22 protein-coding genes are annotated in these 26,173 nt (G+C 48.6%); 18 read left to right on the plus strand and 4 right to left on the minus strand.

Annotated features, from left to right (window positions below; translation table 11 throughout):
• Positions 1 to 210: 210 nt before the first annotated feature.
• On the plus strand, positions 211 to 1,863 hold the full coding sequence (glgP, locus tag H7F15_RS06530; protein ID WP_185196155.1) for an alpha-glucan family phosphorylase: 1,653 nt from the start codon (positions 211 to 213) through the stop codon (positions 1,861 to 1,863).
• Positions 1,864 to 2,566: 703 nt separating this feature from the next.
• Here the strand turns inward: glgP and mug are convergent.
• The gene (mug, locus tag H7F15_RS06535) at positions 2,567 to 3,130 is read right to left on the minus strand and encodes a G/U mismatch-specific DNA glycosylase (protein WP_185196156.1); all 564 of its coding nucleotides are present in this window, start codon (positions 3,128 to 3,130) and stop codon (positions 2,567 to 2,569) included.
• A 278-nt stretch (positions 3,131 to 3,408) separates the two neighbouring features.
• Between mug and H7F15_RS06540 the strand changes: the two genes are divergently transcribed.
• The 6 genes from H7F15_RS06540 to H7F15_RS06565 are packed head-to-tail and all read left to right on the plus strand — an operon-like array spanning position 3,409 to position 10,032.
• On the plus strand, positions 3,409 to 4,299 hold the full coding sequence (locus H7F15_RS06540) for an EboA domain-containing protein (protein WP_185196157.1): 891 nt from the start codon (positions 3,409 to 3,411) through the stop codon (positions 4,297 to 4,299).
• A 37-nt stretch (positions 4,300 to 4,336) separates the two neighbouring features.
• On the plus strand, positions 4,337 to 5,278 hold the full coding sequence (locus tag H7F15_RS06545) for a TatD family hydrolase (RefSeq protein ID WP_255481121.1): 942 nt from the start codon (positions 4,337 to 4,339) through the stop codon (positions 5,276 to 5,278).
• Positions 5,279 to 6,181 carry a UbiA-like protein EboC gene (eboC, locus tag H7F15_RS06550; protein WP_185196158.1) on the plus strand — a complete coding sequence of 301 codons (903 nt, stop codon included), beginning with the start codon at positions 5,279 to 5,281 and terminating at the stop codon, positions 6,179 to 6,181. It abuts the gene before it with no gap.
• A gap of 28 nt (positions 6,182 to 6,209) precedes the next feature.
• On the plus strand, positions 6,210 to 7,403 hold the full coding sequence (locus H7F15_RS06555; RefSeq protein ID WP_185196159.1) for a 3-dehydroquinate synthase: 1,194 nt from the start codon (positions 6,210 to 6,212) through the stop codon (positions 7,401 to 7,403).
• A 12-nt stretch (positions 7,404 to 7,415) separates the two neighbouring features.
• Positions 7,416 to 8,648, plus strand: coding sequence for a metabolite traffic protein EboE (eboE, locus tag H7F15_RS06560; RefSeq protein WP_185196160.1), 1,233 nt, complete (start codon positions 7,416 to 7,418; stop codon positions 8,646 to 8,648).
• Positions 8,641 to 10,032 (plus strand): alkaline phosphatase family protein, encoded by a 1,392-nt coding sequence (locus tag H7F15_RS06565; protein ID WP_185196161.1) that lies wholly within the window; start codon positions 8,641 to 8,643, stop codon positions 10,030 to 10,032. Before eboE ends, H7F15_RS06565 begins: the two co-directional genes overlap by 8 nt.
• Before the next feature lie 32 nt (positions 10,033 to 10,064).
• Here the strand turns inward: H7F15_RS06565 and H7F15_RS06570 are convergent, their stop codons facing one another.
• On the minus strand, positions 10,065 to 10,307 hold the full coding sequence (locus H7F15_RS06570) for a hypothetical protein (protein ID WP_255481122.1): 243 nt from the start codon (positions 10,305 to 10,307) through the stop codon (positions 10,065 to 10,067).
• Positions 10,308 to 10,780: 473 nt separating this feature from the next.
• Between H7F15_RS06570 and H7F15_RS06575 the strand changes: the two genes are divergently transcribed.
• The 3 genes from H7F15_RS06575 to H7F15_RS06585 all read left to right on the plus strand — a co-directional run bounded on the left by H7F15_RS06575 (position 10,781) and on the right by H7F15_RS06585 (position 13,431).
• The gene (locus H7F15_RS06575) at positions 10,781 to 11,413 is read left to right on the plus strand and encodes a hypothetical protein (protein WP_185196162.1); all 633 of its coding nucleotides are present in this window, start codon (positions 10,781 to 10,783) and stop codon (positions 11,411 to 11,413) included.
• 12 nt (positions 11,414 to 11,425) lie between these two features.
• The gene (locus H7F15_RS06580; protein WP_185196163.1) at positions 11,426 to 12,469 is read left to right on the plus strand and encodes an SDR family oxidoreductase; all 1,044 of its coding nucleotides are present in this window, start codon (positions 11,426 to 11,428) and stop codon (positions 12,467 to 12,469) included.
• Positions 12,470 to 12,666: 197 nt separating this feature from the next.
• Complete coding sequence (locus H7F15_RS06585; protein WP_185196164.1) at positions 12,667 to 13,431, plus strand: hypothetical protein; 765 nt, start codon at positions 12,667 to 12,669, stop codon at positions 13,429 to 13,431.
• A gap of 275 nt (positions 13,432 to 13,706) precedes the next feature.
• Here H7F15_RS06585 and H7F15_RS06590 read toward each other — a convergent pair whose 3' ends face one another.
• The gene (locus H7F15_RS06590; RefSeq protein WP_185196165.1) at positions 13,707 to 14,819 is read right to left on the minus strand and encodes an alanine racemase; all 1,113 of its coding nucleotides are present in this window, start codon (positions 14,817 to 14,819) and stop codon (positions 13,707 to 13,709) included.
• Between the two features lie 189 nt (positions 14,820 to 15,008).
• Here H7F15_RS06590 and H7F15_RS06595 point away from each other — a divergent pair, with 189 nt between their 5' ends.
• The 6 genes from H7F15_RS06595 (at position 15,009) to H7F15_RS06620 (ending at position 20,944) form a co-directional block, all read left to right on the plus strand.
• Positions 15,009 to 15,884 carry a hypothetical protein gene (locus H7F15_RS06595; protein ID WP_185196166.1) on the plus strand — a complete coding sequence of 292 codons (876 nt, stop codon included), beginning with the start codon at positions 15,009 to 15,011 and terminating at the stop codon, positions 15,882 to 15,884.
• A gap of 220 nt (positions 15,885 to 16,104) precedes the next feature.
• Positions 16,105 to 17,478, plus strand: coding sequence for an oxygen-independent coproporphyrinogen III oxidase (gene hemN, locus H7F15_RS06600; protein ID WP_185196167.1), 1,374 nt, complete (start codon positions 16,105 to 16,107; stop codon positions 17,476 to 17,478).
• A gap of 942 nt (positions 17,479 to 18,420) precedes the next feature.
• Positions 18,421 to 18,951 (plus strand): CopD family protein, encoded by a 531-nt coding sequence (locus H7F15_RS06605; protein WP_185196168.1) that lies wholly within the window; start codon positions 18,421 to 18,423, stop codon positions 18,949 to 18,951.
• Positions 18,952 to 19,006: 55 nt separating this feature from the next.
• On the plus strand, positions 19,007 to 19,645 hold the full coding sequence (locus tag H7F15_RS06610) for a hypothetical protein (RefSeq protein ID WP_185196169.1): 639 nt from the start codon (positions 19,007 to 19,009) through the stop codon (positions 19,643 to 19,645).
• 302 nt (positions 19,646 to 19,947) lie between these two features.
• The gene (locus H7F15_RS06615; RefSeq protein ID WP_185196170.1) at positions 19,948 to 20,160 is read left to right on the plus strand and encodes a DUF1737 domain-containing protein; all 213 of its coding nucleotides are present in this window, start codon (positions 19,948 to 19,950) and stop codon (positions 20,158 to 20,160) included.
• 154 nt (positions 20,161 to 20,314) lie between these two features.
• Entirely contained in the window at positions 20,315 to 20,944 is a 630-nt protein-coding gene (locus tag H7F15_RS06620; protein ID WP_185196171.1) for a class I SAM-dependent methyltransferase, read from the plus strand.
• Positions 20,945 to 21,746: 802 nt separating this feature from the next.
• Here the strand turns inward: H7F15_RS06620 and H7F15_RS06625 are convergent.
• Entirely contained in the window at positions 21,747 to 22,736 is a 990-nt protein-coding gene (locus H7F15_RS06625; RefSeq protein WP_185196172.1) for a polysaccharide deacetylase family protein, read from the minus strand.
• A 367-nt stretch (positions 22,737 to 23,103) separates the two neighbouring features.
• Here H7F15_RS06625 and H7F15_RS06630 point away from each other — a divergent pair, with 367 nt between their 5' ends.
• Together H7F15_RS06630 and H7F15_RS06635 are read left to right on the plus strand one after the other, a co-directional pair.
• Positions 23,104 to 23,793: a polysaccharide biosynthesis/export family protein gene (locus tag H7F15_RS06630; protein WP_255481123.1), complete on the plus strand. Its 690-nt coding sequence runs from the start codon at positions 23,104 to 23,106 to the stop codon at positions 23,791 to 23,793.
• 3 nt (positions 23,794 to 23,796) lie between these two features.
• Entirely contained in the window at positions 23,797 to 26,172 is a 2,376-nt protein-coding gene (locus H7F15_RS06635; protein WP_185196174.1) for a polysaccharide biosynthesis tyrosine autokinase, read from the plus strand.
• Position 26,173: the final 1 nt, after the last annotated feature.

Here is a 26,173-nt window from a genome sequence, read left to right on the forward strand (position 1 = left end):
AAAATAGCTATGAAACAATGTTTAAAGGATTGGGCATGTATTTTGTGAACAACTTGCTTTGCGCACTAACTGATTGTATTCTTGCACCTTGCAACGAAAGAGCAAGTCTTGTTATAATTATATTAAGAGTTAAGAGAAACATTCAGAGTTTATTGTCCGGACCGGAAACTATAGGCGTTGAACAGGAGTTTAGAATAAAATTTGAAAGTTATGGAACAATACAGCAGGTGGTATCATCCTTACGAAATTGATGAAAAATACAATAACCGTGTAGCTTACTTCAGCATGGAGTACGGCATCGACCAGGCATTTAAGATCTACTCCGGTGGTCTTGGTTTTCTGGCCGGGTCGCATATGCGCAGCGCCCATGACCTGCGCCAGAACATGATCGGGATCGGCATGCTTTGGAAATACGGCTATTACGATCAGGTTCGTAACGACGACCAGACCATGCGCTCGCAGTTTATCAAGAAATTCTACACGTTTCTGGAAGATACAGGCATTAAGGTTACGGTATCGGTGAATAACCACCCTGTAAAAGTGAAAGCCATGGTGCTGAAGCCGGAAATTTTCGGAACAGTGCCCATGTACTTCCTGACCACCGACATCCCGGAGAACGACTACCTGGCCCGCACCATTACACACCGCCTGTACGACCCTGAAGAGAGCACCCGCATTGCGCAAAGTATTGTACTGGGCATTGGCGGTGGTAAAGTAGTGGAAGCCCTGGGTGGTGCCAACATTTATCACCTGAACGAAGGCCACGCCCTTCCGCTGGCTTTCTGGCTGCTCGAAAAATACCGAAACGTGGACCAGGTACGCCAGCACATGGTATTTACCACCCACACCCCGGAAAAAGCCGGCAACGAAGAGCACGATATCCATTTCCTGGACCGTATGAGCTTTTTTAACGGCACGCCGCTGGAAGAAGTACGCAAGCTTACCCGCATGGAGGGCCACATGTTTAACCACACGCTGGCAGCGCTCCGGCTCTCGAAAGTTGCCAACGGCGTATCGCAGCTGCACGGCGAGGTAGCCAACCAGATGTGGCACGAAAATGAAGGCATCTGCGAAATAAAAGCCATCACAAACGCCCAGCACGCCCCTTACTGGACCGACGACTACCTGTGGAATGCCCTGAAATCCGGAAACGACCAGGAGCTGGTACAACGAAAAAAACAGATGAAGCACCTGCTGTTCCGCATTGTAGCCGACCAGACAGGCAAATTGTTTGATCCGGAAGTATTAACTATAGTTTGGGCACGCCGCTTTGCCGCTTATAAACGGGCCGACCTGCTGGTACACGACCTGGAGCGCTTCCTTGACATTGTAAATAACCACGACCGCCCGGTGCAGGTCATCTGGGCTGGAAAGCCCTACCCGTTTGATGAAGGCGCTGTCAGTACGTTCAATAAACTGGTAGGACTGTCGCGCAAACAGCCAAATGTTGCCGTGCTGACTGGCTATGAGATGGAACTGTCGCGCAAGCTGAAACAAGGTTCTGATGTTTGGCTGAACACCCCACGTCGTCCGCGGGAAGCCTCCGGCACCAGCGGCATGACTGCTGCCATGAACGGATCGGTTAACTTCTCGGTACAGGATGGCTGGCTACCTGAGTTCTCGCGTCACGGCGAAAACAGCTTTATATTACCGATAGTGGACACTTCGCTTCCGAATTACCATCAGGACCAGGAAGACCACAAAAATATGATGAACATGCTGGAGCACGAGATCATCCCAACCTATTATTACGACCAGGGGAGATGGCTCAACATTATGAAGCAGGGTATGTACGACGTGCTACCTTTCTTCGGCTCCGACCGCATGGCCCATGAGTATTATGAGAAGTTGTATAGCTACTAATATAGCTTAAGCTATTATAAAGCCCTGTTCTGAAAAGAGCAGGGCTTTTTTGTCTGAACCAGGATTTACTGGATTAAAGGATTTGGAGGATTAGAGTGTTGCTTAGTTAGAAGCCATAGTTTCATAGTTTCTGTTTGTCAAACCACCCCTACCCCTCCTTATCCAAGGAGGGGAACTCTGACATTGCTATAGTTTAACATACATTGCTATAGTTACAGACCAAGGGCGGACAGGTCGCGACCTGTCCCTACGGAATTACAACCACGAAAAAAACGATCTGCTATAACCAAGAGACATTAAGCAAACTATAGTTAAATAAGTTACTATCGAATGTGATTTCAGTCTTTGGGTTGAGCGCCTTTGACTTGTTGCGGTGCCGCAGGCAATCCGAGCGCAGCGAGGATAGCAAGAAGGCAGCAGCGCGATACCCGAAGACGGGGCCTCCCGGCCCGGGAGGGAGCCAAAGAAACTATAAAACGGTAGGCCCTTAGAGCTCCCAGGAATAAAAGTAGCTATAGAACAATGACTTGTTTCCAGCAGTAAGCAAAGTAAACTATAGAAAGAAAGCCTATCAACTATAAGGCGTGTAAGATCCCTCGACTTAGCTCGGGATGACAAGTAGAAAACTATAGTCTAAAATAGATTTCTGGCTACACTCGAAATGACAAAGGAATATAAGTTGGACGATCTCTCAACAACCAAATCACCCTTCTACTACTCCACTCTTAATCAACTCCTCCCGAAACTCACGGAAAACGGCTGCTAATTTAGTTGGTGGGAAATGTGCATTCAGGCCACTGGGGTTGGGCAGCACCCAAACTATAGTTTCGCCGATCTGCTCCGGTTGTCTGCCTAAAACAGCCTTTGGTTGACCGAAAGCTGTTCGGTAAGCCGAAATGCCGAGTATGGCCAGCACTCGCGGTCTGAAGACCAGTACTTTCCGGGTTAAAAGCTGCGCTCCCTGCTGTAATTCTTCGGTTGATACCGCAGCGGCAGTATTGGTCGCGCGGCTGGCGATGTTGGTAATGCCACAGCCAAGGGAGATGAGCTCAAGTTCTTCGGAAGGTAAAAAAAGACGCGGCGTGAAGCCGGACCGGTGCAGCGTGGGCCAGAAACGATTGCCGGGTCTGGCAAAATGGAAGCCTGTGGCAGCGGAGTACAAACCAGGGTTGATACCACAGAAAAGCACATCCAGTTCCGGCGCGATCACGTCCTGAACAAAGCCGTTCACTGCGGCGGCAATCTCTGCCTTACTTGGTTTTATCATCTTTGTTTCTGCTTATAGCTGTGCCTGCCATTTATACTTTATCATTCCCGATGCTGTTGTATGCCACCTTATATAGTCCTCTTTTGTATAAAACCTGAACGCGGGTGGTAACAGCAGCCGTATCCGGTGCAATTTGTATTAACCTTCTGGATTGGCAACCGTACTTAGTCAAAACCTAATATAGCCGGAAACTATACTTGTGTTTGCTGATTGCTTACGTAGCTGTAACGCATAAGTCGGCGTCCGGCGAACCGATCTTTACCTAACCATACATAACCGTGGATAGTAAACTTCTACCTAATCTCATCGCTTTCCTTGAAAAATCACTGGCTACCCATGCTAAGCCCGAAGCGTTAAACTGGCTTCAGGAAAAAAAGCAGTTGGTGCAGGCTTCCGAAACCGGTAAAGAACTATACGTACCTTTTAGTGCAGCACCGCGTTATGTGGGCAAAGTTCCATTAAATCTCACATCAGAAGAACTCGAAGAAGCAACCCAGCTGCGCAAAGGCTTTAACCCGGGCAACTGGACTACAGACCAACTGGCACGAACTATTCTTTTGTTAAGCCTGCCTTCAGAAGAGGCTGATACCTATAGCAAAACCATTCTAAAACTGTTTGGCACCGCCGATATGGGCGAACTGGTTGCGCTTTACGCTGCTTTGGCCCTGCTGCCACACCCCGAAAAGTTTGTACACCAGGCCACCGAAGGCATCCGGACAAACATGGGAAACGTGTACGAAGCTATTGCGCTGCACAACCCCTACCCAGCTGAGAACTTTACAGAAGCCGCCTGGAACCAGATGGTGCTGAAAGCGATCTTCACGGGTAAATCTTTACATAAGATTTTTGGCCTGGATGAACGCAGCAACCCCGAACTGGCCCGCATGCTCTCGGACTACGCGCACGAGCGCTGGGCAGCCGGCCGTACCGTAACACCTGAACTATGGCGCCCGGTTGGTCCGCACATCAACGAAACTATAGTTCTGGACATCAATAAGCTATTCTCCAGTGAAAACGAGACCGAACAGGAAGCTGCTGCCCTGGCCTGTGCCCAAAACAATTACCCTGAAGCACAGGCTTTACTGGACCAACACCCGCTGTTAAAACACAAGATACAAGAAGGCCAGCTAACCTGGAACCACATCGGCCGGAAAGCTATAGTTGCCTGAAATAAAATATCACCCTGAACCTAACCCATTTACGCTAATGAACACGCTGAACATGAAATTTATTGATCCGCACATTCACATGACATCGCGCACCACCGACGATTATGCAGCGATGCAGAAAGCCGGCATTGTGGCCATTATTGAACCTGCTTTCTGGCTGGGACAGCCCCGCACAGAACTCGGCTCTTTTAAAGATTACTATAGCAGCCTGATCGGTTGGGAGCGTTTCAGAGCGAGCCAGTTCGGGATAAAGCATTACTGCACCATCGGCCTTAACTCGAAAGAAGCGAACAACGAGGCGCTGGCCGAAGAAGTAATGGACCTGCTACCTATGTTCATCTGCAAAGAAGGCGTGGTGGGCGTTGGCGAGATAGGGTATGACGACCAGACCGCTGCCGAAGACAAATACTATAGATTACAACTGGACCTGGCCAAAGAGAACAACCTGCCTGTACAGATACACACCCCGCACCGCGATAAAAAAGCCGGAACTATCCGCAGCATGGAAGTGGCGCTGGAACACAAACTGGATCCGGGCATGGTAATAGTAGACCACAACAACGAGGAAACAGTTCGCGATGTGCTGGACCGTGGCTTCTGGGCGGCCTTTACCATTTACCCGAACACCAAAATGGGCAACGAGCGCATGGTGGAAATTGTGAAGCAATATGGCTCTGAGCGCATTATTGTAAACAGTGCTGCCGACTGGGGCATCAGCGATCCGCTGGCCGTGCCTAAAACCGCTGCCTTGATGCTGGAAAAAGGTATAAGTATAGACGATATCCACAAGGTGTGCTACCAGAATGCCTTAGACGCTTTTGGACAAAGCGGTCAGATGAAAGAAACCGACTGGATGGAAAACACCACTGTAGATCAGAGCGAAAAGCTGTTCAACAACTCTATTCTGCGTGGTGGCCAGACACCAACTATAGGTGAGCTGAAGACCAATCCTATTTTCGATTCCAACATTATCCGCTAAATGACCACCTTCGGAGCATACTTACGCCTGATGCGGCCAGCCAACATTGTAACCGCCGTTGCCGATATCCTGATGGGTTTTGCAGCATCGGGTGCCCTGTTGGCTTTTTACGACCAGGCGACTGATGTTACTTACCTGCAGCCGCTGGCCTGGCTTGTACTTTCAACGATAGGTTTGTATGGCGGCGGCGTAGTGTTTAACGATGTATTTGATGCGGATTTAGACCGGATTGAGCGACCTGAACGCCCCATCCCGAGCGGGAAAGCAACAATAGCCGGAGCATCTGTACTCGGAGCTATTTTACTGACTATAGGTATTTTAGCTGCTTTACAGGTTTCTGTAGTGAGTGCAACTATAGCTTTTGTGGTAGCATGCCTGGCCCTGCTCTACGACTGGAAAGGAAAACACCACCCGGTGATTGGACCGATAAACATGGGCAGCTGCCGTGGTGGGAATCTGCTGCTGGGCGTAAGTGCTATACCAGCGGCCCTGGAACAACTATGGTTCATTGCTTTTATCCCGATCATTTACATCTCGGCTATTACTATGATCAGTCGCGGGGAAGTGAACGGAGGTAGCACGAAAGCCTTGAAAGGTGCGGTGGCTTTGTACTTGGTGGTTTTTGCCGGTATTGCCAGTTTAGCCTTGTTGCCACAGTTTTCGTTAGCTTATAGTTTGCCGTTCCTGGCGCTGTTTGCGTACCTGGTTTTTCCGCCCTTGTTTAAAGCCATGCCATCGCCGGAGCCGCCCTTTATCATGCGTGCCGTTAAGGCCGGTATACTGGCCCTGATCGTGATGAACGCGAGCATTGCCGCTGGTTTTGCCGGCTGGCAATATGGGCTGGCGGTGCTTTTGTTGTTACCTATATCCATGTTTATGGCAAAGCGTTTTGCTGTAACCTAACCTATAGTTTTAATGCCATTTAAGGCCTATGAGACCAATAATACAATCGTTTGCTGTTCAGTTTAACTACGGCGTATACTTTACCGAAGACCTTTTTGAGCAGGAAAACGCTATGCTGCGCGATGTTATTCAGCAAAACAGCCACGCCCCTGCCAAAGTGCTTTTTGTGGTAGATAGCAGCGTAGCCGAAGCGCATCCGTTTTTGCTGCAATCCATCCGTAACTATAGTTTCGCTAACGCTGATGCTCTTACTTTGGCAGCAGATCCGGTGATAATACCGGGCGGCGAGGCCTGCAAAAACAACTCCGATATTCTGCAGCAACTACTGGAAGCTGTAAACCAGTTTGGTGTTTGCCGTCATTCTTACCTGGTTGCTATTGGCGGCGGTGCGGTGCTGGACCTGACCGGTTTTGCAGCGGCGATTGCGCATCGTGGCATACGTCATATCCGCATACCCACTACTGTTCTGTCGCAGAACGATTCGGGTGTGGGCGTTAAGAACAGTATGAACGCCTTTGGCAAAAAGAACTTCCTGGGCACCTTTGCGCCGCCTGTAGCCGTCATCAACGACAGTAATTTTCTACTTACCTTAGAAGAGCGCGACTGGCGCAGTGGCATTTCCGAAGCCATTAAAGTAGCCCTTATAAAAGATGCCAGCTTCTACCAAAGCATAAAAGCCGATGCCAGCCTGCTAAAGCAACGCGACATGCGCGCCATGAACCGCCTGATTCACCGCTGTGCCGAAATGCACGTGGAGCACATTGGCGGTGGCGATCCGTTTGAGTTTGGTTCGTCGCGCCCGCTGGACTTCGGCCACTGGGCAGCACACAAGCTGGAGCAACTAAGCAACTATAGTTTGCGCCACGGCGAAGCGGTAGCCATCGGCATCGCCCTGGATGTGGTTTACTCAAAATTAACCGGTATGCTCTCCGAAACTGCCTGCACCGACATCCTGAATCTGCTCTGCAAACTCGGCTTTGATCTGTACTCCGAACATCTGTCAACTATAGAAAACGGCCAGTTGAGCATACTCAAGGGCTTAACTGAGTTCAGGGAGCACCTGGGCGGACAACTGACCATTATGCTGCTGGATGAAATAGGCCACGGCGTAGAAGTGCACCAGATAAATGAATCCATCGTTAACGCTGCCGTAACAGAGCTGCAGCAGTTCCATCATCAACTTTCAGCCAAACCCGAACCCGAACATGTAGTACCCTTTTAACACCCTTATGCCATGCTATTACCTAACGGCACCCACCTTACTTACTGCACCAACATACACCCCGGCGAGAACTGGGAAGATGTGTTGACAAGCCTGAAAAAATACCTGCCCGAGCTAAAAAAGCAACTTTCCCCGGATGCGCCTTTTGGCGTGGGCCTGCGCCTGTCGAACCTGGCCAGCCAGGAACTGCTGATCGGGCATAACCTGACCGAATTTAAAAGCTGGCTGGATGCCGAAGGTTTGTATGTATTTACCATGAATGGTTTTCCGTATGGCGGATTCCATAATCAGGAAGTAAAGGATGCCGTGCACAAACCCGACTGGACTACTCAAAACCGTCTGGCTTACACCATACGATTAGCTTATATACTGGCGGAACTGTTGCCCGAAGGCATGGAAGGTGGAATCTCGACGTCGCCGTTATCTTATAAACCATGGCTTGGCTTTAATAAAGAACGTTTCAAGGAAGTGTTTGAAGTATCGGCGCTGCATTTGGCGCAGGTGACGGAAGAACTGCTTTACCTGAAAGAAAGCAAAGGCAAGACGATACATTTAGATATTGAACCCGAGCCGGACGGATTGCTGGAAAACACGCAGGAAGTGATTCATTTTTACCAGAAATGGCTGTTGTACATCGGCTGCAAGCGCCTAGCCTGCACCAAAGGCATGTCGCCGGATGATGCCGTTACCGCATTGCTGAACCACATCCGGTTATGTTATGATGTTTGCCACTTTGCACTGGCTTACGAGCAACCCCACGAAGCTTTCGCTAAACTACAGGCTGCCGGCATACAGATAGGCAAAATACAGCTGAGTGCTGCTTTAAAAACTGAATTACCTGCCGGCCAAACCGAACGTGCTGCTATTGCCGAAAAACTGAAGCCTTTCGCCGAATCAACGTACCTGCACCAAGTAGTGGAGCGCGATGTGTTTGGTAAACTGAACTACTACAGCGACCTGCCTTACGCCCTGCAGCACATCCAGAAACCAACCGCTGCCGAATGGCGCACGCACTTCCATGTGCCGCTTTTCACAAAGAACTATAACGGGTTGCAATCTACCCAGGATGATGTGGAAACCGTGCTGACCTATGTTTCGGAGCATCCAGAATTAACCCAACACCTGGAAGTGGAGACCTATACCTGGGAAGTGCTGCCCGATGACCTGAAAACCGACCTGACAACCTCTATTGCCCGCGAACTGGAATGGGTAATGCAACATACAGCTGTAAAAGAAAATGCGTAAAACTGTAGTCATAAACGTTGTGGGCCTTTCCGGCTCGCTTATCGGCGAACATACTCCCTTTTTAAAACGCTGGTCGGCACAGGGGCAGCAGGCAACTATACAGCCTGCCATGCCTGCGGTTACCTGCTCGGCGCAAGCCACTTACCTTACCGGTAAATGGCCCGAAGAACACGGTATAGTTGGGAATGGATGGTACTTTAAAGATGAGTGCGAGATAAAGTTCTGGCGGCAGTCGAACAAGCTGATACAGGCACCCAAGGTATGGGAAATAGCCAAAGCCATGGACCCTACCTTTACGGTAGCCAACATGTGCTGGTGGTATAATATGTATTCCAGTGCCGATTACGCCCTTACACCCCGCCCGCAGTACCTGGCCGACGGGCGCAAACTACCCGACTGCTATACCCAACCCGCCGAACTGCGCGACGAACTACAGACTAAACTGGGCACGTTCCCGCTATTCAACTACTGGGGCCCGGCCACGTCCATTAAATCAAGCCAATGGATTGCGGATGCTTCCAAGATAACAGACAATAAGTATAATCCGACGCTCACACTCATATACCTGCCCCACCTGGACTATAACCTGCAGCGTTTCGGTCCGAATGATGCCCGAATTGCAACAGACCTGCGTGAGATAGATGCCGTGGTGGAAGACCTGGTAACGTTCTATGAAGGCAAAGGCGCGCAGGTGATCATCCTGTCGGAGTACGGCATATCGGCTGCAGACAAACCAGTACACCTGAACCGTGTGCTGCGTGAGAAGGGCTATATTGCTGTGCGTAATGAGCGGGGCACTGAACTGCTGGATGCCGGAATAAGCAAAGCCTTCGCTGTTGCCGACCACCAGGTGGCGCATATTTACGTGAACGATCCAGCCGAACTGGACAAGGTAAAAGAGCTGATAGCACAGGTGCCCGGTGTGCAGGAAGTGCTGGCTGGCGATGAACGAAACAAGTATAACATGGCCCACGACCGTTGCGGCGACCTGGTTGCCATTGCCGAAAAAGGTGCCTGGTTTACCTACTATTTCTGGCTCGATGATGCCAAAGCGCCCGACTATGCCCGCATGGTAGACATCCACAAAAAGCCCGGCTTCGACCCGGTAGAAATGTTTGTTAACCCAGCTATAAAATTCCCGAAGGCACTGCTGGGCGCGAAGCTGCTTAAGAAAAAACTTGGCTTCAGAACCGTGATGGATGTGATACCACTGGACCCGACATTGATAAAAGGATCGCACGGAAGGGTGCCGGAAGACAAAGACGAATGGCCGGTGTTGCTGACCAAAAGCAAGGAGCTGATACCACAGAAAGAGCTATTAGCCACCGATGTTTTTGATGTGATACTCCAACATCTGCAAGCCGAACAATTTGTACTAAACTAAGCACACGAGCAACTAACCCGGTTGCTCGTTTTTTATTCGTGCGAGAGGTTTGTGGTGTTGGGCCGGAACAAAAGCCAGAGCACAAGACCCAGCGGCCACGACAGCAACGCGACCAGAACAGCGACCAGCCAGCCCGGCTTTCCGCGTCTGTTCGCATCCTTGTACGCCCATACCACGCTCCAGATATAGAGCACCAGCAGTACCAACCCGACAATTATACCAATGATACCAAAGCCTGCCCAGAAGTCATCTATGATCATGTCCGCCAACATCATAACAAAGCGTATTTTATCTTATAAAACGATAGGTATTATTTTCTGTTTATTCATCTCATAATCAATACTTTAAATAACCTCACATAAACATAAACATCAATATATATATTCAAATTAAAAAGATGCCAGATGGCTGGAGAGCGGGTTTTATTTTCGCATCAGCAATGCAGATTCTGCTTATCTGTGCCTGCAAACTATAAACAAAGAACTGACAATGCGCCAGGATCCTTTCAAAACTGCATTCTCTGCCAAAAACGAACCTATAGCTATAGTTTAACATTTACATCACAACTATATCATATTCAGTAGTTACTATATTAAACAAGACACAATGTCAGGTTTGTTTGGATTGCGTTTTAGGCAGATCAGGCTGCTGTATTTATAGTTGCTGCCAGCACTTTACTAACCCCATGGTCTGCGGTCGCGTAACTCTAAGGTCCGGAGTAATACGGAAAAGCTAAACCAGAAAACATATGGGACTTAAAAACATCATCAATAAGATAAAGGAAGAAGCCGAAGTGCTGAAGGGCGATGCATCAAAAGACAAAGTGTACAGCACCGAAAACACTTACCCCGATGCGGCCTCGGCCCGGCAGGGATTTGAGGAATCCAGGAGGAAACTATTTGACGTGAACCGCTGGTCGGACCTGCCCGGTATTAACTCCGAATTTGTACTTTACGATCAACATGGCAATGAGATGAGCGGCCCGCTGACCATGCCCGGTTGCTACATCCGGATAAACCTGCCGGGACCAACGCCGGAGAACTGGGTGCGGGTGACGGACGTGCACGAAGAGGAAAACATGGCCGAGTTTATAGTACACCCCAGCGAGAAGCCACAGCCCGAGCCCGGAAACGAAAACGTGACAGAACACTTTTTTGCTAAAGAAGCCAGCAGCACTTTCCGGGTGGAGCTGAAGGGAAACAAGCTGACCGCATACGAGATCGGGAAGAACGAAGCGATTAATAACAAAGGCGAAGAAGCCGGCGACCGCGGGCTTGCCAACACTTTGCTGGCCGAAGGGGGCTGGGCTGGCGTGCAGGCATTGCAGTGGAACAAACTTACCTCCTACCTGGTGCATCAGACCGAGACCAAAAGCAACTAACCAACATACACTATGAAAACAGACGAACAACAGCAAAGTAAAGGCGTGGTCGTAGTAACCGGGGCTTCGGCAGGGCTGGGCCGCTCCATTGCCCGCGAATTTGCTAAAGAAGGCTACGATGTTGCGTTGCTGGCGCGCGGCGAAGATGGCCTGAAAGGTGCTAAAGCTGAAGTGGAAGCCATGGGCCGCCGTGCCGCTTATTTTATAGTTGATGTGGCCGATGCCGCAGCTGTAGAGCAGGCCGCCGAAGAAACAGAAAAGCAACTGGGCCCCATAACAGTTTGGGTGAACAATGCCATGAACAGCGTCTTCAGCCCGATAAAGGAAATGCAGGCCGAAGAATACAAACGCGTGACCGAAGTAACCTACCTGGGCCAGGTATATGGCACCCTCTCGGCGCTAAAGCGGATGCTGCCTCGCAACAAGGGCGTGATCGTGCTGGTGGGTTCGGCGCTGGCTTACCGTGGCATTCCGCTACAGTCGGCCTATTGTGGCTCCAAACATGCTATTCAGGGCTTTTTTGATTCGCTGCGGGCAGAGCTGTTGCACGACAAGACCAATGTACGCGCCACCATGGTGCAGCTGCCAGCCATGAACACTACACAGTTTAAGTTTGTAAAGACCCGCCTTCCCAACAAGCCAAAACCCATGGGCAAGATCTACCAGCCCGAAGTGGCTGCCCGGGCTATAGTTTACGCTGCCGAAAACGACCGCCGCGAAGTATACGTGGGCTACCCTACCGTACAGGCTATAGTTGGTGACAAGATAGCACCGGAAGTAGGCGACTGGGTATTAGCCAAAACCGGCTATAAAGGGCAGCAGACCGACATCCCTGAAGACCCGGACCGGCCGAACAACTTATGGGAGCCCCTGCCCGGCGACCACGGCGCGCACGGAACGTTCGATGCAGAAGCCACCTATAGTTCGCCACAACTATGGCTGAGCATGCATAAAAAGGAGCTGCTTATAGCGGCAGCGGCACTCGGCGGGCTATTGTTAGGAAATAAGCTGCTGAACAACTGCGACTGCGACGACGAGCAGGACTACCAGATTTGACAGAAGTAAAAGAGGACTTTGCGTTTTCAGCGTTTTCCCTTGCGTTCCTCGTGTTAAAATTAAACCACTGAGAGCGCGAAGAAGGCGCTATGTTTGCAAAGCAGGATGGCTATAGTTTAAGTCCCGGTTTGCTAACTTCTGCGCTGCCAGGCCGTTTATTTATTGTACAGCTATTTACAACAACAAACTATAAAGCTATGAATTACAACGAAAGAGATCGGGAACGCTACCATACACATCGCTCAGAACGCTACCGTCATCCTGAAAGCGACAGGGATTACCACTTTGATAACTATGGCGATGCTGCCCACGGCGGATATGGCAACGAAAGCTATGGCGGCACCTTTGGCAACCAGGGCAACGAAATGGGTGGTTCGCGCAACGTGGCTAACCGGGGCATGAGCACCTATGCTACCTCGCGCAACTACGGCAATATGGGCAGTTATGGCGGTGCACAGGGCTTCGGTTCGTCAAGAGGCGGATACTCCCAGCAGCGTTCATCAGGCTACGCATCGGAATTTGACAGCGGCCACGGACGGCATGAGCGCACAGGCTGGGGCCGCGGCACAGACCAGCGCAGCCGTGGCTACGAAAACGACTACGACAGTCATGGCCAGAACTCCGACAACTACCGCTACGACCGCGACTATACACCCCGAAGGTTCCGCGGCGCAGACCAAGGCTATTACAATTTCGACCGCGACGACTACCGCTCGCATAGTTTTGGCGGAGACAGAGGCAATTACATGGGCAGCGGCTACGAGCGCACACCCCGCCGGAACGAATACGGTGCTACACGTGGCGATTACGGCTCCTCAGGCTACTACACGGACCGCCGCCAAAGCGGCAGCAACTATAACCAACCATACGGCATGAGCGGCTATTACCAGGGCGGCTACTACGACGACACCGACTATAACAGCTATGCCCGCGACCGCGACGAACGCCAGAATGACTGGTAGCTTGTCTGAACCGGGATTAAGGGAGATTTTTGAGATTTTCAGGAATATGGAGACGCAAAATGTTGCGTCTCTTTTTCTTTTTTTACCCTGGCGCCGGTATCTAACCGTTGCCGCAAGGTGTGCGCGAGTCTCCAGACTCGCCTGGCTATAGTTGAGCCTGTAGTTGTAAATCAAAGCGGGTGCTGCTTCTAACCTATAATTTCATAGCAGAGGAGACGCAAAGTATTGCGTCTCTACATATCCTGATAATCTCAAGAATCTCCCTTAATCCCGGTTCAGACAAAGCTCTCCGGCAAACCCGATAAATGCTCCAGCCGTTCGCCTTCCAGTGTCAGGTAACTTTTCATGCTGCCGGCGGTGAGGCACGAGTGGATGGGCAGTATGTACATGATATCGCCGATGCTATAGTTGGCAAACTGCTCTGGCGTCGCCTTTACTATGCCATGCTCCTGCGACAACGAAACCAGGTTGATGCCTTCTTCCGGGTCAGACCATCCATCTTCGGTCATTTCCACAACTCTGCCGAACAAATTACCGCCGTTTGGCTGCACTAACACGTCTTTCGAGAAATGTACGCTGCCACCGTGGATGATGATCTCGTTACGTTCGGGGTGTTTGGCAATAACCGGGCAGGCCATGCAAACTGCTATCTGGTTATAGTTATTGCTGCCGATGTGATGCTGCGTAAGATCGTAAAACACGAAGTTACCTGGCCTGATCTCGTCTACGGCAACTATAGTTTCCAGAATGCTGCAGCTTGGTGTGTCGCCAATGGAGAGTTGTATAGTTGAAAGCTGGCTTTTGTAACGCTCGCGTAGCTGGTTTAGCTGGTCTACAGTTGTTTTATGGATTTCGCGGATGGCTTCGGCATCGGTTTGTTTGTAGGTATGTCCGTCGTGCGCCATAAAGCCCTGGAACTCCAGTTTATCCGAAGCAGCTATAGTTTGCAGCGTGCTGTCTATAGTTTCATAGTTGGTGGCCGGGATGCCGGTGCGGTGGTAACCGGTATCGATCTTGAGCCAGACCGCCACGTTATGTTTTAAGCCCTGCTGCAGCGCAGGCAGCACTTCTTCGTTCACAACTATAAGGTGCAGGCGCACGCGTCCGGCAAGTTCGTTTATAGTTTCCAGTTCCAGCACATTTACGGGTATGGCCACCATTATATCGGTCCAGCCGTGGTTGGCAAAGTACCGCGCCATCCTTACCGACGAAACCGTAATCGCTTCCACTCCTTCCTGCCTGAACCACTCGCCAACCTGCGCTGACTGATGCGTTTTAAAATGCGGCCGTAACCTTACATTATTGCGCCTGGCTTTCTCCACCATCATACGGATGTTTCGCTGGCACTTTTCTTTGTCGAGCAGCAGGGTTGGGACGGAAATTTTCATCGGTCAAATTCTGGTAATGTAGACCGTGAAGTTACCAAGATTTGGGGAGAGATGCTTTTATAGTTTGGGGCTATAGTATTAGATAAAGTTTATATATTGGTTTTGAATTTTAATCTAAGCAATACAATCATATCCGCATTAGAGCAGATTAGAATTTGTTTAAATTATACAATGGTTAACTGTTATTGAATGAAAACAAAAGATAAAAATAAATTGAATGGGTATTTAGGAGTTGTATTCTGCAAATCTCCCAAAGATTACACATTTTTTGATCCGCGTTCAGCAAAACCAACTTACCATGTAGGTGAAGATAATATAGTCGAAAGCAGTCCAGGAATGGTAATTCAAGAAGTAGATAACATTAAATTCAATGGTAGCAATGTCTTAGAATACTTTACACCAAATAATGTAGGAGTTTTACTTTCTATTACCAACCGCTCGCTCACACTAGCTAAAGATTTATTTAATAAGCAAATAGATCCTAATAGTTATAATCATACATTAAAGAATGTAGAGGGCGATAGAAGGGAAGCGCTAATCCAAAAATCAAAAATTATTTATGATTTCATTGAGATAATACAAACATGTATAGTATTCTCCTACACATCAATTGAAGCATTTGCTAATCTTAGTATTCCTGATAAATATGAATATGAACAGCGAATAGAAAGTAAAGGAATAGTTGAAAAGTATGATAAAGCAGCAATTGAAAGATGGTTACCGCTCAGACAGAAGATAAGTAAAATCCTTGTAGTAATTTACGAAACAGAAGACATTACTAAAAAACCAATTTGGAATCATTTTATAAAACTAGAACAATACAGACATGATATTATTCATCAGAAGTCTATAGATAGAGTTGAGTTTTACAAAAACTATTTCAATAAGGACATATTCAAAGTTTGTACCTCTGCAGAGGAAATAATTGACTTCTTCTATAAGCAGCACGCAAAGAAAAATGCTTCTAACCCATTATGGCCTTGGCTTATAAATAAGGAGAATCATTTCCCAGCTACTAAATTTAAATCAGAGAACTTTGAGAAAAGAGGAAGTATATATGATTAAAACGTAAAAGATCAACTAATAACTACTTGTACACTACATATTTCAGTTGGAAGCCTCAAAAGTTATTTCCACAAGTACGTTATTCCCCCAAACCTGACAATTATCCCCCTTTCCACTCCCCTACTACTGACATATATCATTTCCTGCGGCGCGGCAACTTCAGACCTTTGCAGTATAATTTCAGCCCGAAAAACGGGTAACTGTACTAAATCTGTAAGTTATGACCGCACCAGTAACTACACCAACTGAACTACTTGCCAAATACGACGTGCCTTCGCCGAGGTACACCAGCTACCCAACCGTGCCGTTCTGGGACGAAAAACCCCTGACCGAAGCCGCCTGGATGCTGCACGTAAAACAGGCTTTCGATAAAACAAATGATACCGACGGCATTAGTGTGTACATGCACCTGCCTTTCTGCGAGAAGCTCTGCACCTACTGCGGCTGCAACAAGCGCATTACCAAGAACCACGCCGTAGAAGAGCCTTATATTGTAGCCATTTTAAAGGAATGGAAACGCTATCTGCAGGTTTTCGGCAGGAAGCCGCGCATTACAGAGTTACACCTGGGTGGTGGTACGCCTACTTTTTTCGGGGCCGAGAACCTGAAACTGATGCTGGGCAAACTGCTGGAGAAAGCCGAACTTGCTCCCGATGCCGCTCTTAGTATAGAAGTACACCCAAACGCCACCAACGCCGAGCAACTGCAGGTGCTTTACGACCTGGGTTTTAGAAGACTGAGCGTAGGCATCCAGGATTTCGATATTAAGGTGCAGTTCGTGATCAACCGCATCCAGACCTTCGAGAAAACAAAAGAAATATTTGACGCTGCCCGAGAAATTGGCTACACATCTATAAACGGCGATATTATTTACGGCCTGCCCATGCAGACTGCCGAGAGCGTGCGCCATACGATAGAAAGAGTAAAAGAGCTTCGTCCGGAACGCATTGCGTTTTATAGTTACGCCCACGTGCCCTGGAAGAGTAAGGCACAGCGCCGCTACTCCGAAGCCGACCTGCCAGAGCCATCTGTAAAACGTGGCTTATACGAAATGGGTCGCGCCATGCTGGAAGAAGCCGGTTATGTTGAGATCGGGCTGGACCACTTCGCGCTGCCAACCGACGAACTTTACCTGGCTGCGCAAAACGGAACCCTGCACCGCAATTTTATGGGCTACACGCCTCGCCACACCGAATTGTTGATCGGCCTGGGTTGCTCCAGCATTTCCGATACAGGCACTGCTTTTATGCAGAACATTAAGGAAGTAGAGCCTTACGAAGCCGCTGTAGAGATGGGAATTCTGCCAATTCTGAAGGGGCACGAGTCAACTGCCGAAGACCGTCTGATCCGCCAGCACATCACCAACCTGATGTGCCAGTTTAAAACCGAGTGGAACGAAGCCGTTTCGCCTTATTTTACCGACGCCCTTGTACGCCTGCAACCGCTCGCCGAGGATGGCTTGGTAGAGTACACAAAGAACAGTATTGAGATTCTTCCGGCCGGTCACCCGTTTGTGCGCAACATTGCCATGTGCCTGGATGCAAGACTATGGTCTCAGCAACCGACAACACCGGTGTTCAGTAAGTCTGTATAAGACCAATGATTAAAGGGATTTAGCTGATTACTATGATTTTGTAAGTTTTAGGTTTTGATTTCGATTTTAGAAGAGCTGTACTATTGTGCAGCTCTTTTTTGTTTACCTCACCCCAACCCTCTCCTTTCATCGAGAGCCCCTGCCCCCAGAACAGGGGAAGGAGCTTAGCTATGGTTCTATAGTTGCCGTGGTCCAACCACCCCTACCCCTCCTTATCCAAGGAGGGGAATTCTGATATTGATGTGTTGACAGCTATAGTTTTATAGTTGCTGCTTTAACACCCCTATAGTCCCCTCAAGGGGACAATCTCTGTCTTTGCGATAGTTGAAGCTATAGTACTATAGTTTTAGTTTTAGGCTGAGAATAGGACAGGTCGCGACCTGTCCTTACAGAATTACGACTACGAGTAACACCGATCTGCCCTAACCAAGAGCGAGAAGGAAACTATAGCAAAGGCAAAAGCTATCGAATGTGCTATCAGTCTTTGGGTTGAGCGCCTTTGACTTGTTGCGGTGCCGATAGGCAATCCGACGCAGGAGGATAGCAAGAAGGCAGCAGCGCGATGCCCGAAGACGGGGCCTCCCGGCCCGGGAGGGAGCTAACCAAACTATAGCACTATAGGTTAGTAGAGCTCCCATGATTACAAGTGGCTATGAAAGAAAAGGCTTGTTTCCAGTTGCAATTGGCTTCAACTATAGCATCAGACGCTAGCAGGAGCTGCGCACGCTGCTAGGTCTTTACAAACTATAAGCCGAAATAGATTTCTCGCTACGCTCGAAATGACAATAATGGAAACTATAGGACATATAGGATGTCTCGGCTGCGCCCGACATGACAGAGAACATTATTTAGCTTAAAATGACATGATAGAAAGCAAAAACTCTTAACTTTTAACTCTTAACTTATCAAACTACCTTTGCCATAAAACTATCCCTATAGTTCATGAGCTATTTTTACGTTAAGGCGCTGCACATCATTTTTGTGGTAACCTGGTTTGCCGGGCTGTTCTACATTGTGCGCCTGTTCATCTACTTCGCCGAAGCCGCTGAGAAACCGGAACCGGAGAGATCTATCCTTCAGAACCAGTTCAAAATAATGCAGAAACGGTTGTGGTATGGCATTACCTGGCCATCGGCGGTGCTGACGGCTGTTTTTGGACTGAGCATGTGGAACTTGTATGGCGGCACGCCCGGCTGGCTTGTCTGGAAACTGAGTTTTGTGGTCGGTCTTTACGTGTATCATTTCCTGTGCCACGCCATTTTTAAGCAACAGCAACAGGGTATTTTAAACTATAGCTCCACACAGCTTCGCATCTGGAACGAGGTAGCCACGCTTTTTCTGATCAGCATTGTGTTTCTGGTGGTACTTAAAAACACGCTCAGCATGGTGTGGGGAATTATAGGTCTTATCCTTTTTTCAGCCATTTTGATGCTGGCCATCCGTATTTACAAACGCCTGCGCGAGAAGAATTAATATCATCGTAGCAGTAAAAACCATCTAACTATTCAGCAATTCAACCATTAAATAAATGAAACAGCCAGAACTGAAAGCAAACGAGCGCGAACTGATCAAGCTGATCCGCTATTTCAGCAAGCGCGCCAATGCCATGATTGCAACAGGTGAGCTGGACCCGGAGCATGAAAAACTGACCGCTGCCTGCCAGAACCTGGAACAGCAACTGTACATGCACGCCCAGAACCGAAGCATCATTCTGGATAAACGTGCCCGGCTGGATAAAATAGTGGAAGATAATGCACAGTGTCCGCAATGCAAGCACGCTGATATGCTGAAGCGCACCGGTACGACCAGCAATGAACACGGCTGGCGCTGCAATACCTATAAATGCCGCCGCTGCAACATTACCTTCACCTGGAACCGACCGAACAACCCATGGCACCTGGTAGAGTTTCTGGAGCTATACATTAAAGAGCTGGAAACGGCCCTGCCTAACGAACAGAACGAGCAGATGCGCCAGCACATCATCACTTCGGTGGCACAGATGCAGGACAGCCTGAGCCGCCTGCGCCCCGTGCTGGCAGACTCAGATGAGGAAGTTACCGCCCTGGAAACCAAAGAGAGCGAAATGACACGCCTGATCCATCAGTTTAAAAATTACCTGCTGATAGAGAAAATAAAGCTGGACATGCGCGAGGAACCGGAGGCGTAAAGCCACCAGGCTTATAGTTTAAGTGCTATTTTACTAAACAACAGCAACTTATATCAGACAGCTAAATAATAGCCGACCGTATGTAAAATATTTGTGTCAGGTGCTAACCAGGCTATGTTAAGCCAGTGTTATAATAGCACTAATTCAACAGGTAGCAGGGGTTTCAGTGTTTAAATTATAACTATACCAAGCCAGCGCTAAAAATAAAAAAGAAAGTAACCTTCTTCACAAAAAAAACGTAGTGCGCCCGTACAACCTGTGTTTTTAATTTCTATATTGTACTTGAAGTTAGTTACAAAACGATGGAGTACAATATTATAACCGCACCTGATCTTGAGACACTGGCCACCAAAGTGGCCGACTTTTTCCCGATGGGCTGGAAACTGAAAGGCAGTATTCTGGAACATAACAATGGTTTTGCACAACAGCTGGAGCGTAGGCCGTCGGATGCGTTAAGGATGCAACGCACCAAGCAGCGCCCATCTAAGCAAAAACGTACCAAATGGATTGAGTAGTACCTAAATATAAGCCAAAGGAAAGCCACTCCTGAAACTGCATTACAGCAAATCGGGAGTGGTTTTTCTTTGCTCCATAGTTTTAAAAAGCCTAACCAAATCAGGGCGGCTGCAGTATAGCAATGTGATTAACCCTTATAAAATACATTGCTTCATGGCGCAACTTATAACTACCCCTGGCCCTGCCGTAGGCTCTGTTTCTGGCCAATCGCTGAAAAAACTACTATACCTTCCTATAAAACGCTGGCTCTTACTCAACTTTAAGCTCGACAGCACCTATTTTAAAAAACAACCCGACCGCATCTGGCTCGACCAGCACTTATACCCCCGCTTAGCCAAGTTAAAACAGGGTCGCATTTTGTTTGTGGGCTGTGCCTATTACACCTGGGAGTCGCTGAAGTATTTTGACAAAGGGGTAGATCTGGTAACGGTAGATATTGACGAATGCAACCAGCTATGGGGCGGAAAAAACCATTTAGTGGCCAGCATTTTAGATATAGATAAGTATGTGGCCCCTCACAGCTTCGATATCGTGCTGCTCAACGGCATTTTCGGCCACGGCGTGGATACTCCTGAAATGCAGATCCAGACTTACAAGGCACTGCACCAGGTATTAAAGCCAAGCGGCCTGCTGCAGATAGGCTGGAACCACGACCTTATTCCTGACCCAACGGCATTAGAAATCAGCCAGGAGCTTTTTGTTAAAACATCCTTCGAAGGCCTCCCCGAGCGCACCACCTTCCCGGACTCCACCCATGTTTTCGATTTCCTGCGAGCCAGATAAAGTTTGATTGTGTTTAGAGCTACCTCACCCGGCCCTCTCCTTAAAACAGGAGATGGAGATTTACCCCTTCCCAACCTTCCCCTAAGAACAGGGGAAGGAGCTTAGCTATAGTTCTATAGTTACGAAATATCACACCCCTACCCCTCTCAAGAGGGGAATTGCTGCTGTTGCTATAGTTGGGACATCTATAGTTTCATAGTTGCTGTGGTCAAACCACCCCTACCCCTCCTTGTCTAAGGAGGGGAATTCTTGCATAGCTATAGTAGCAGCTATAGTTCCATAGTTACAGATTACAAACAGGACAGGTTTACCTGTCCCTTTGGAAATACAACCACGAGTAAAACAGATCTGCCCGAACCAAGAGCTATTAAGCAAACTATAGCTTGAGGGTAGCTATGGAATGTGATATCAGTCTTTGGGTTGAGCGCCTTGTAGATTTCCGGTGGCGTAGCCATTGCGAGGAACGAGCAAAGGAAATGTACACCGCGCGATGCCCGAAGACGGGGCCTCCCGGCCCGGGAGGGAGCCAAACAAACTATAGAACTGTAGGTAATTAGAGCTCCCAGGATTGGTAGAAACTATAGAACAACGGCTTGGTTCGAATAGTAGGCAAAGCAAACTATAAAAAGATAGCATTTCGAAGTATAGTTTGAGATAGATTTCCCAGGTTGTTCGAAATGACAATAGTGGAAGTATAAGACATATAAGATGTCTCGGCTGCGCTCGACATGACAAAATAAGAAATTATAGTACAACTATGGTACAGTTAAACTGTCTCAGCCATGGCTCAAACTATAACCTTTTAAACCTTAGTTTTCAGCTTCTTCAAAATCCCTTTCATGCTATCTAACATGTGGTAATCAGAGCGGTAGAAGTCGCATTGGCGGATCAGGTCTTCGTTGCCCCAGATCGTGAAGCGGTTAAGCGTGAGCAGGTTAGTAGGCTTGTAGAAGTCAGGGTTGAAGTTTTTGGCGTGCTCTACAGTAATTCCCAGCTTTATACCCTCCTCTTTACAAACATCCAGCACGGTTTGGTTAAACTCGCCGCAAGGGTACGCGATCGTGATAGGCCGGTAGCCTACCATGTCTTCCAGTATATCCTGTGCTTTGCTTATCTGCTCTTTAATACCGGCAGCATCGTAATTAGGCAGCACGGCGTGGTCGCAGGTGTGGTTCCCGATGTGGATGAGCGGATGCTGGGCCAGTTTGTTCAGTTCAGTCGGGGTTAAGGGGCGGTCAGTGTCGCCTACCGGCGTGAAGCAGCCGGGACCATATTTTGCGATCAGGTAAGCATCAATGGCATCGTCGGTGAGGGTTAGCAAGTGCTTTTTCTCGAGGCCTATGGCAGCATCGGTCATGCCTGCTTTTTTTCCCTCGCGGTACGCCACATCCCACCAGAAAGCCTTTCCTTTTAACACATGGTTTGCGGAAACAAAAATAAGGGCCGGCACATTGAACTCTTCCAGCACAGGCAGGGCACGCAGGTTGTTATAGTATCCGTCATCAAAGGTAATCATGATGTAGCGGTCATCAGCAGGGAGCCCGTTCAGCACCTCTACTGGCGATACAAACCGATAGCCTTTGCTTTTATGGTAGGCCACAAACTGGCGGAAAATATCAACTGTAACCTGTTGCTGCGGGTCTGCTATGTGCTGGTTTAGTTCCTGCCTGTCTCGGAACAGGGCATGGAACAGGTATGTATTCAGGGCGTTCTGCTCTTTAACAGCCGAAAGTATAAGGGGTGCCATCATTACATCTACCTGATGGATGGCTTTGCGTAGTGTTGATTTCATGTAAGTAAAGCGTAATAAGGCGCGCTGGCCGTATTTTACAGACTTATACTGTGCGGGGGGCTGCTTAGTTATAGTTTACCTTGCTTCCTTTGCCTGCCCTGGCCTTATCAGCAACTGCTCCCTTATTTGTGCATCAGAATATTTGAATTTTTCAGCATCCTTTTTAAGCCGATCCAGTATATATGCCTGAATTATTGAAGCCGGTTAAGCCCCTTTAATCCAATATAACAACAGGGCGCGGCCACTACCCGGGTAAACTTCGGCCCGGCACAAACACCCTTAACCACCGAACATGAAGCGAATTAGTTATTTCTTTTTCTGCCTGTTGTTTATCAGTTCCTGTATTTCTAAAAAGGAGCTTGTTTATATGCAGAATCCAAATCTTAAAACTTCCACCCCCACTCCTTTCAACAACAATATTCCTGAGTACAAACTGCAGGTAAATGATGTGCTTTCTGTAAAAGTGCTCAGCGCGGAAGCCGAGCTGTCGGAGATCTATAACATCATCAGTCCTACCAACGGGTTTGGTGTGGCCGAGCCCGGCAGCCTGTACCTGAGTGGTTATTCTATTGATAATGAAGGGAACATAAACCTGCCAAACGTGGGCAAACTGAAGGTCTCCGGACTTACCACCACCCAGGCACAGCAGCTTATCCAGCGAAACCTGAACCAGTACCTGACCGGTGCTACCGTTGTGGTGAAGCTCATCAGCTTTAAAGTGAGCATTTTAGGGGAAGTTGAAAAACCCGGCTACTACTATGTATACAACGAGCAGGCAAGCCTGCTGGAAGGCCTGGCCCTGGCCGGCGACCTGAAATACAGCGCCAGCCGCCATAACATTAAACTGATTCGCCAGACGCAGAACGGTTCCGAGATCGTATTACTCGACCTGACCGATCCGGCACTTGTGCAATCGCCGTATTACTACCTGCTGCCAAACGACGTACTATATGTAGAACCACGCCAAACCTTTGTGAAGCGTGAAAACCTGGTAGTTGTAACCACTATTCTGAGTGTGATCTCGACAGCGGCGTTATTTCTAAATTTTGTAAAGTAATCTATGAGAAAGAATCATACCAAGGAACACGAAATAGACCTGAAAAGCTGGTTCTTCAAGTTCCGTGCAAAGTGGTACCTGTTTGCTATTTTCAGTGTGCTGGCACTGGCTGCTGCTTATGTTTACATTAAAAGTTCGGAGCGTATCTATAAGTTCAGTGCTACGTTGCTGTTAGGCGACCAGCATACAGGCTCTAAAAAAGCGCAGGAGTTACTTAACCTGCTGGAGGTACAGAACAAAGGCATTAAAGTAGAAGACGAGATCGGTCTGATCACCTCCACCGAGATGATCCGGAAGGCCATGTTGCACCTCGATTTTAATGTATCGTATTACAAGGTAACCGACCACTGGCTGAACAACATCACTGATCTGGTAGTGGAAGAGCAGTACGAAACCGCACCTTACGTTATCAGGCTCGATACAACTTCGCCGCAATTGGTGGATGTGCCGATGCAGATACGCATGTTACCCGATAACAAATATGAGCTGACGGTTAAAGGCAAGGATGTGGCCCGCTATAATTTCCGAAACCATACAATACTGGAAGTGCTGCCCGATGTGGAGTTTACCAAAGTACTGCCTGTAGGCAAACCTTACAAGGATAAGTACATGAGCTTTACGCTGCTGCCAGCCAAGCATGCCGACATTTCTCCTGCCCGCAAGCATTACTTTGTGGTTAACAGCCTCGACAGCCAGGTAGGGCACCAGCAGGCAAACCTGAGCGTATCGCCGATAGAGCGTGAGGCCCGCGTTCTGTCGCTGGTTAGCCAGGGCAGCATTCCGGAGAAAGAGATCCTGTTCCTGAACACGCTGATGAACACCTATGTTGCCAACGACCTGCAGGAAAAGAACTATAACGGCCGCAAAACCCTCGAGTTTATAGATGCCGAGCTGGCACAACTATCTGATTCGCTGCGCATCAGCAAGCAGGCGCTGTCATCTTTCCGATCGGCTAACCGCATTGCCAACATCGATGTGCAGTCCAACATCAACTACGAAAAGCTGTCGCAGCTGGAGATTGAGAAGGCCCGTATCACCACAGATAAGATCTACTACCAGAATATTTTAGAGCAGATACAGAACGGCAACGGCGTGGCGCAGTCGGTTTCGCCTACGGTGGCCGGTATTCAGAACCCGAACCTGAACAACCTGTTCCTGGAACTATCGGAGCTGAACAAGCAAAAAGCCGGTTATGAGGTAAATGCTACCCAGAAAAACCAGCTGCTGCAGGTACTGGAAGGTAAAATAGAAAGCACCAAGCAGGCTATAGTTGCCAACCTGAAAAACCTAATCCGTTCTGCAGACATTTCGCTGAAAGATGTGGAGCGCCGCATGGACCAGATAGAGACCAACCTGGCCAAAATACCGGAAAACGAGCGCCACCTGATGGACCTGCAGAGCCAGGCTGATTTTATTGACAAACGCTACGACTTTTTGCTGGAAAAACGTGCTGAAGCAGCCATTTCGCTTGCCACAAACACCACCGACAAAAAGATAGTAGACCATGCTGCCATGGTAAGCGCCGCGCCTATCAACGTGAAGCCAAAAATGATCTACATGCTGGCCCTGCTCTTTGGTATGGCTATCCCAGCCGGCCTTATAGTATTGATGAGCAACGTAGATAACACCATACAAGGCAAAAACGACCTGAGCGCCATTACCAGCATTCCGTTCCTGGGTGTGGTGGCACACGGCAGCAAATCAGATAAGCTGGCAGTTAAAAACAATCCGCGTTCGGCCATTTCCGAGTCGTTCCGGTCTATCCGGATAAACCTGCAGTACCTGCTCTCGGAAAGCAGCTTTAAAGTGATCGGCGTTACCTCTTCCATTTCCGGCGAGGGAAAAACATTTTGCTCCGTAAACCTGAGTACCGAACTGGCCCTGTCAGGCAAACGGGTAGTGCTGATAGAATCGGATATGCGCAAGCCTACTTTCAGCAAATACTTTGATACGCATAACGCTTCGGGCCTTTCGTCTTACCTGATGCAGGGCCTGCCGCTGGAGGAAGTGATTCAGCAGACAGAGGTCGAAAACCTGGACATTATCCCGTGTGGGCCGATCCCGGAAAATGCGATCCGCCTGCTGGAACTGCCTAAAATGCGTGAGCTGCTGGAAAACCTGAAATCCCGGTACGACTACATTGTGGTAGATACACCGCCGATCGGGTTTGTGTCGGAATACTTCATCCTGATGAAGCACATGGATACCAACCTGTACGTAGTAAAACACAAGTATACCGACAAGGATATGCTGGGCCAGATAAACGAGCTGTATGCCGCCAAAAAGATCAAGAACATTTACATGATCATAAACGACCTGGACTACAGCAACACCTACGAGTACGGCTACAAGAAAAAGGCTTCCTATTACTATGTATAGC

It is taken from the genome of Pontibacter sp. Tf4 (assembly GCF_014212495.1).
Taxonomy (GTDB): domain Bacteria; phylum Bacteroidota; class Bacteroidia; order Cytophagales; family Hymenobacteraceae; genus Pontibacter.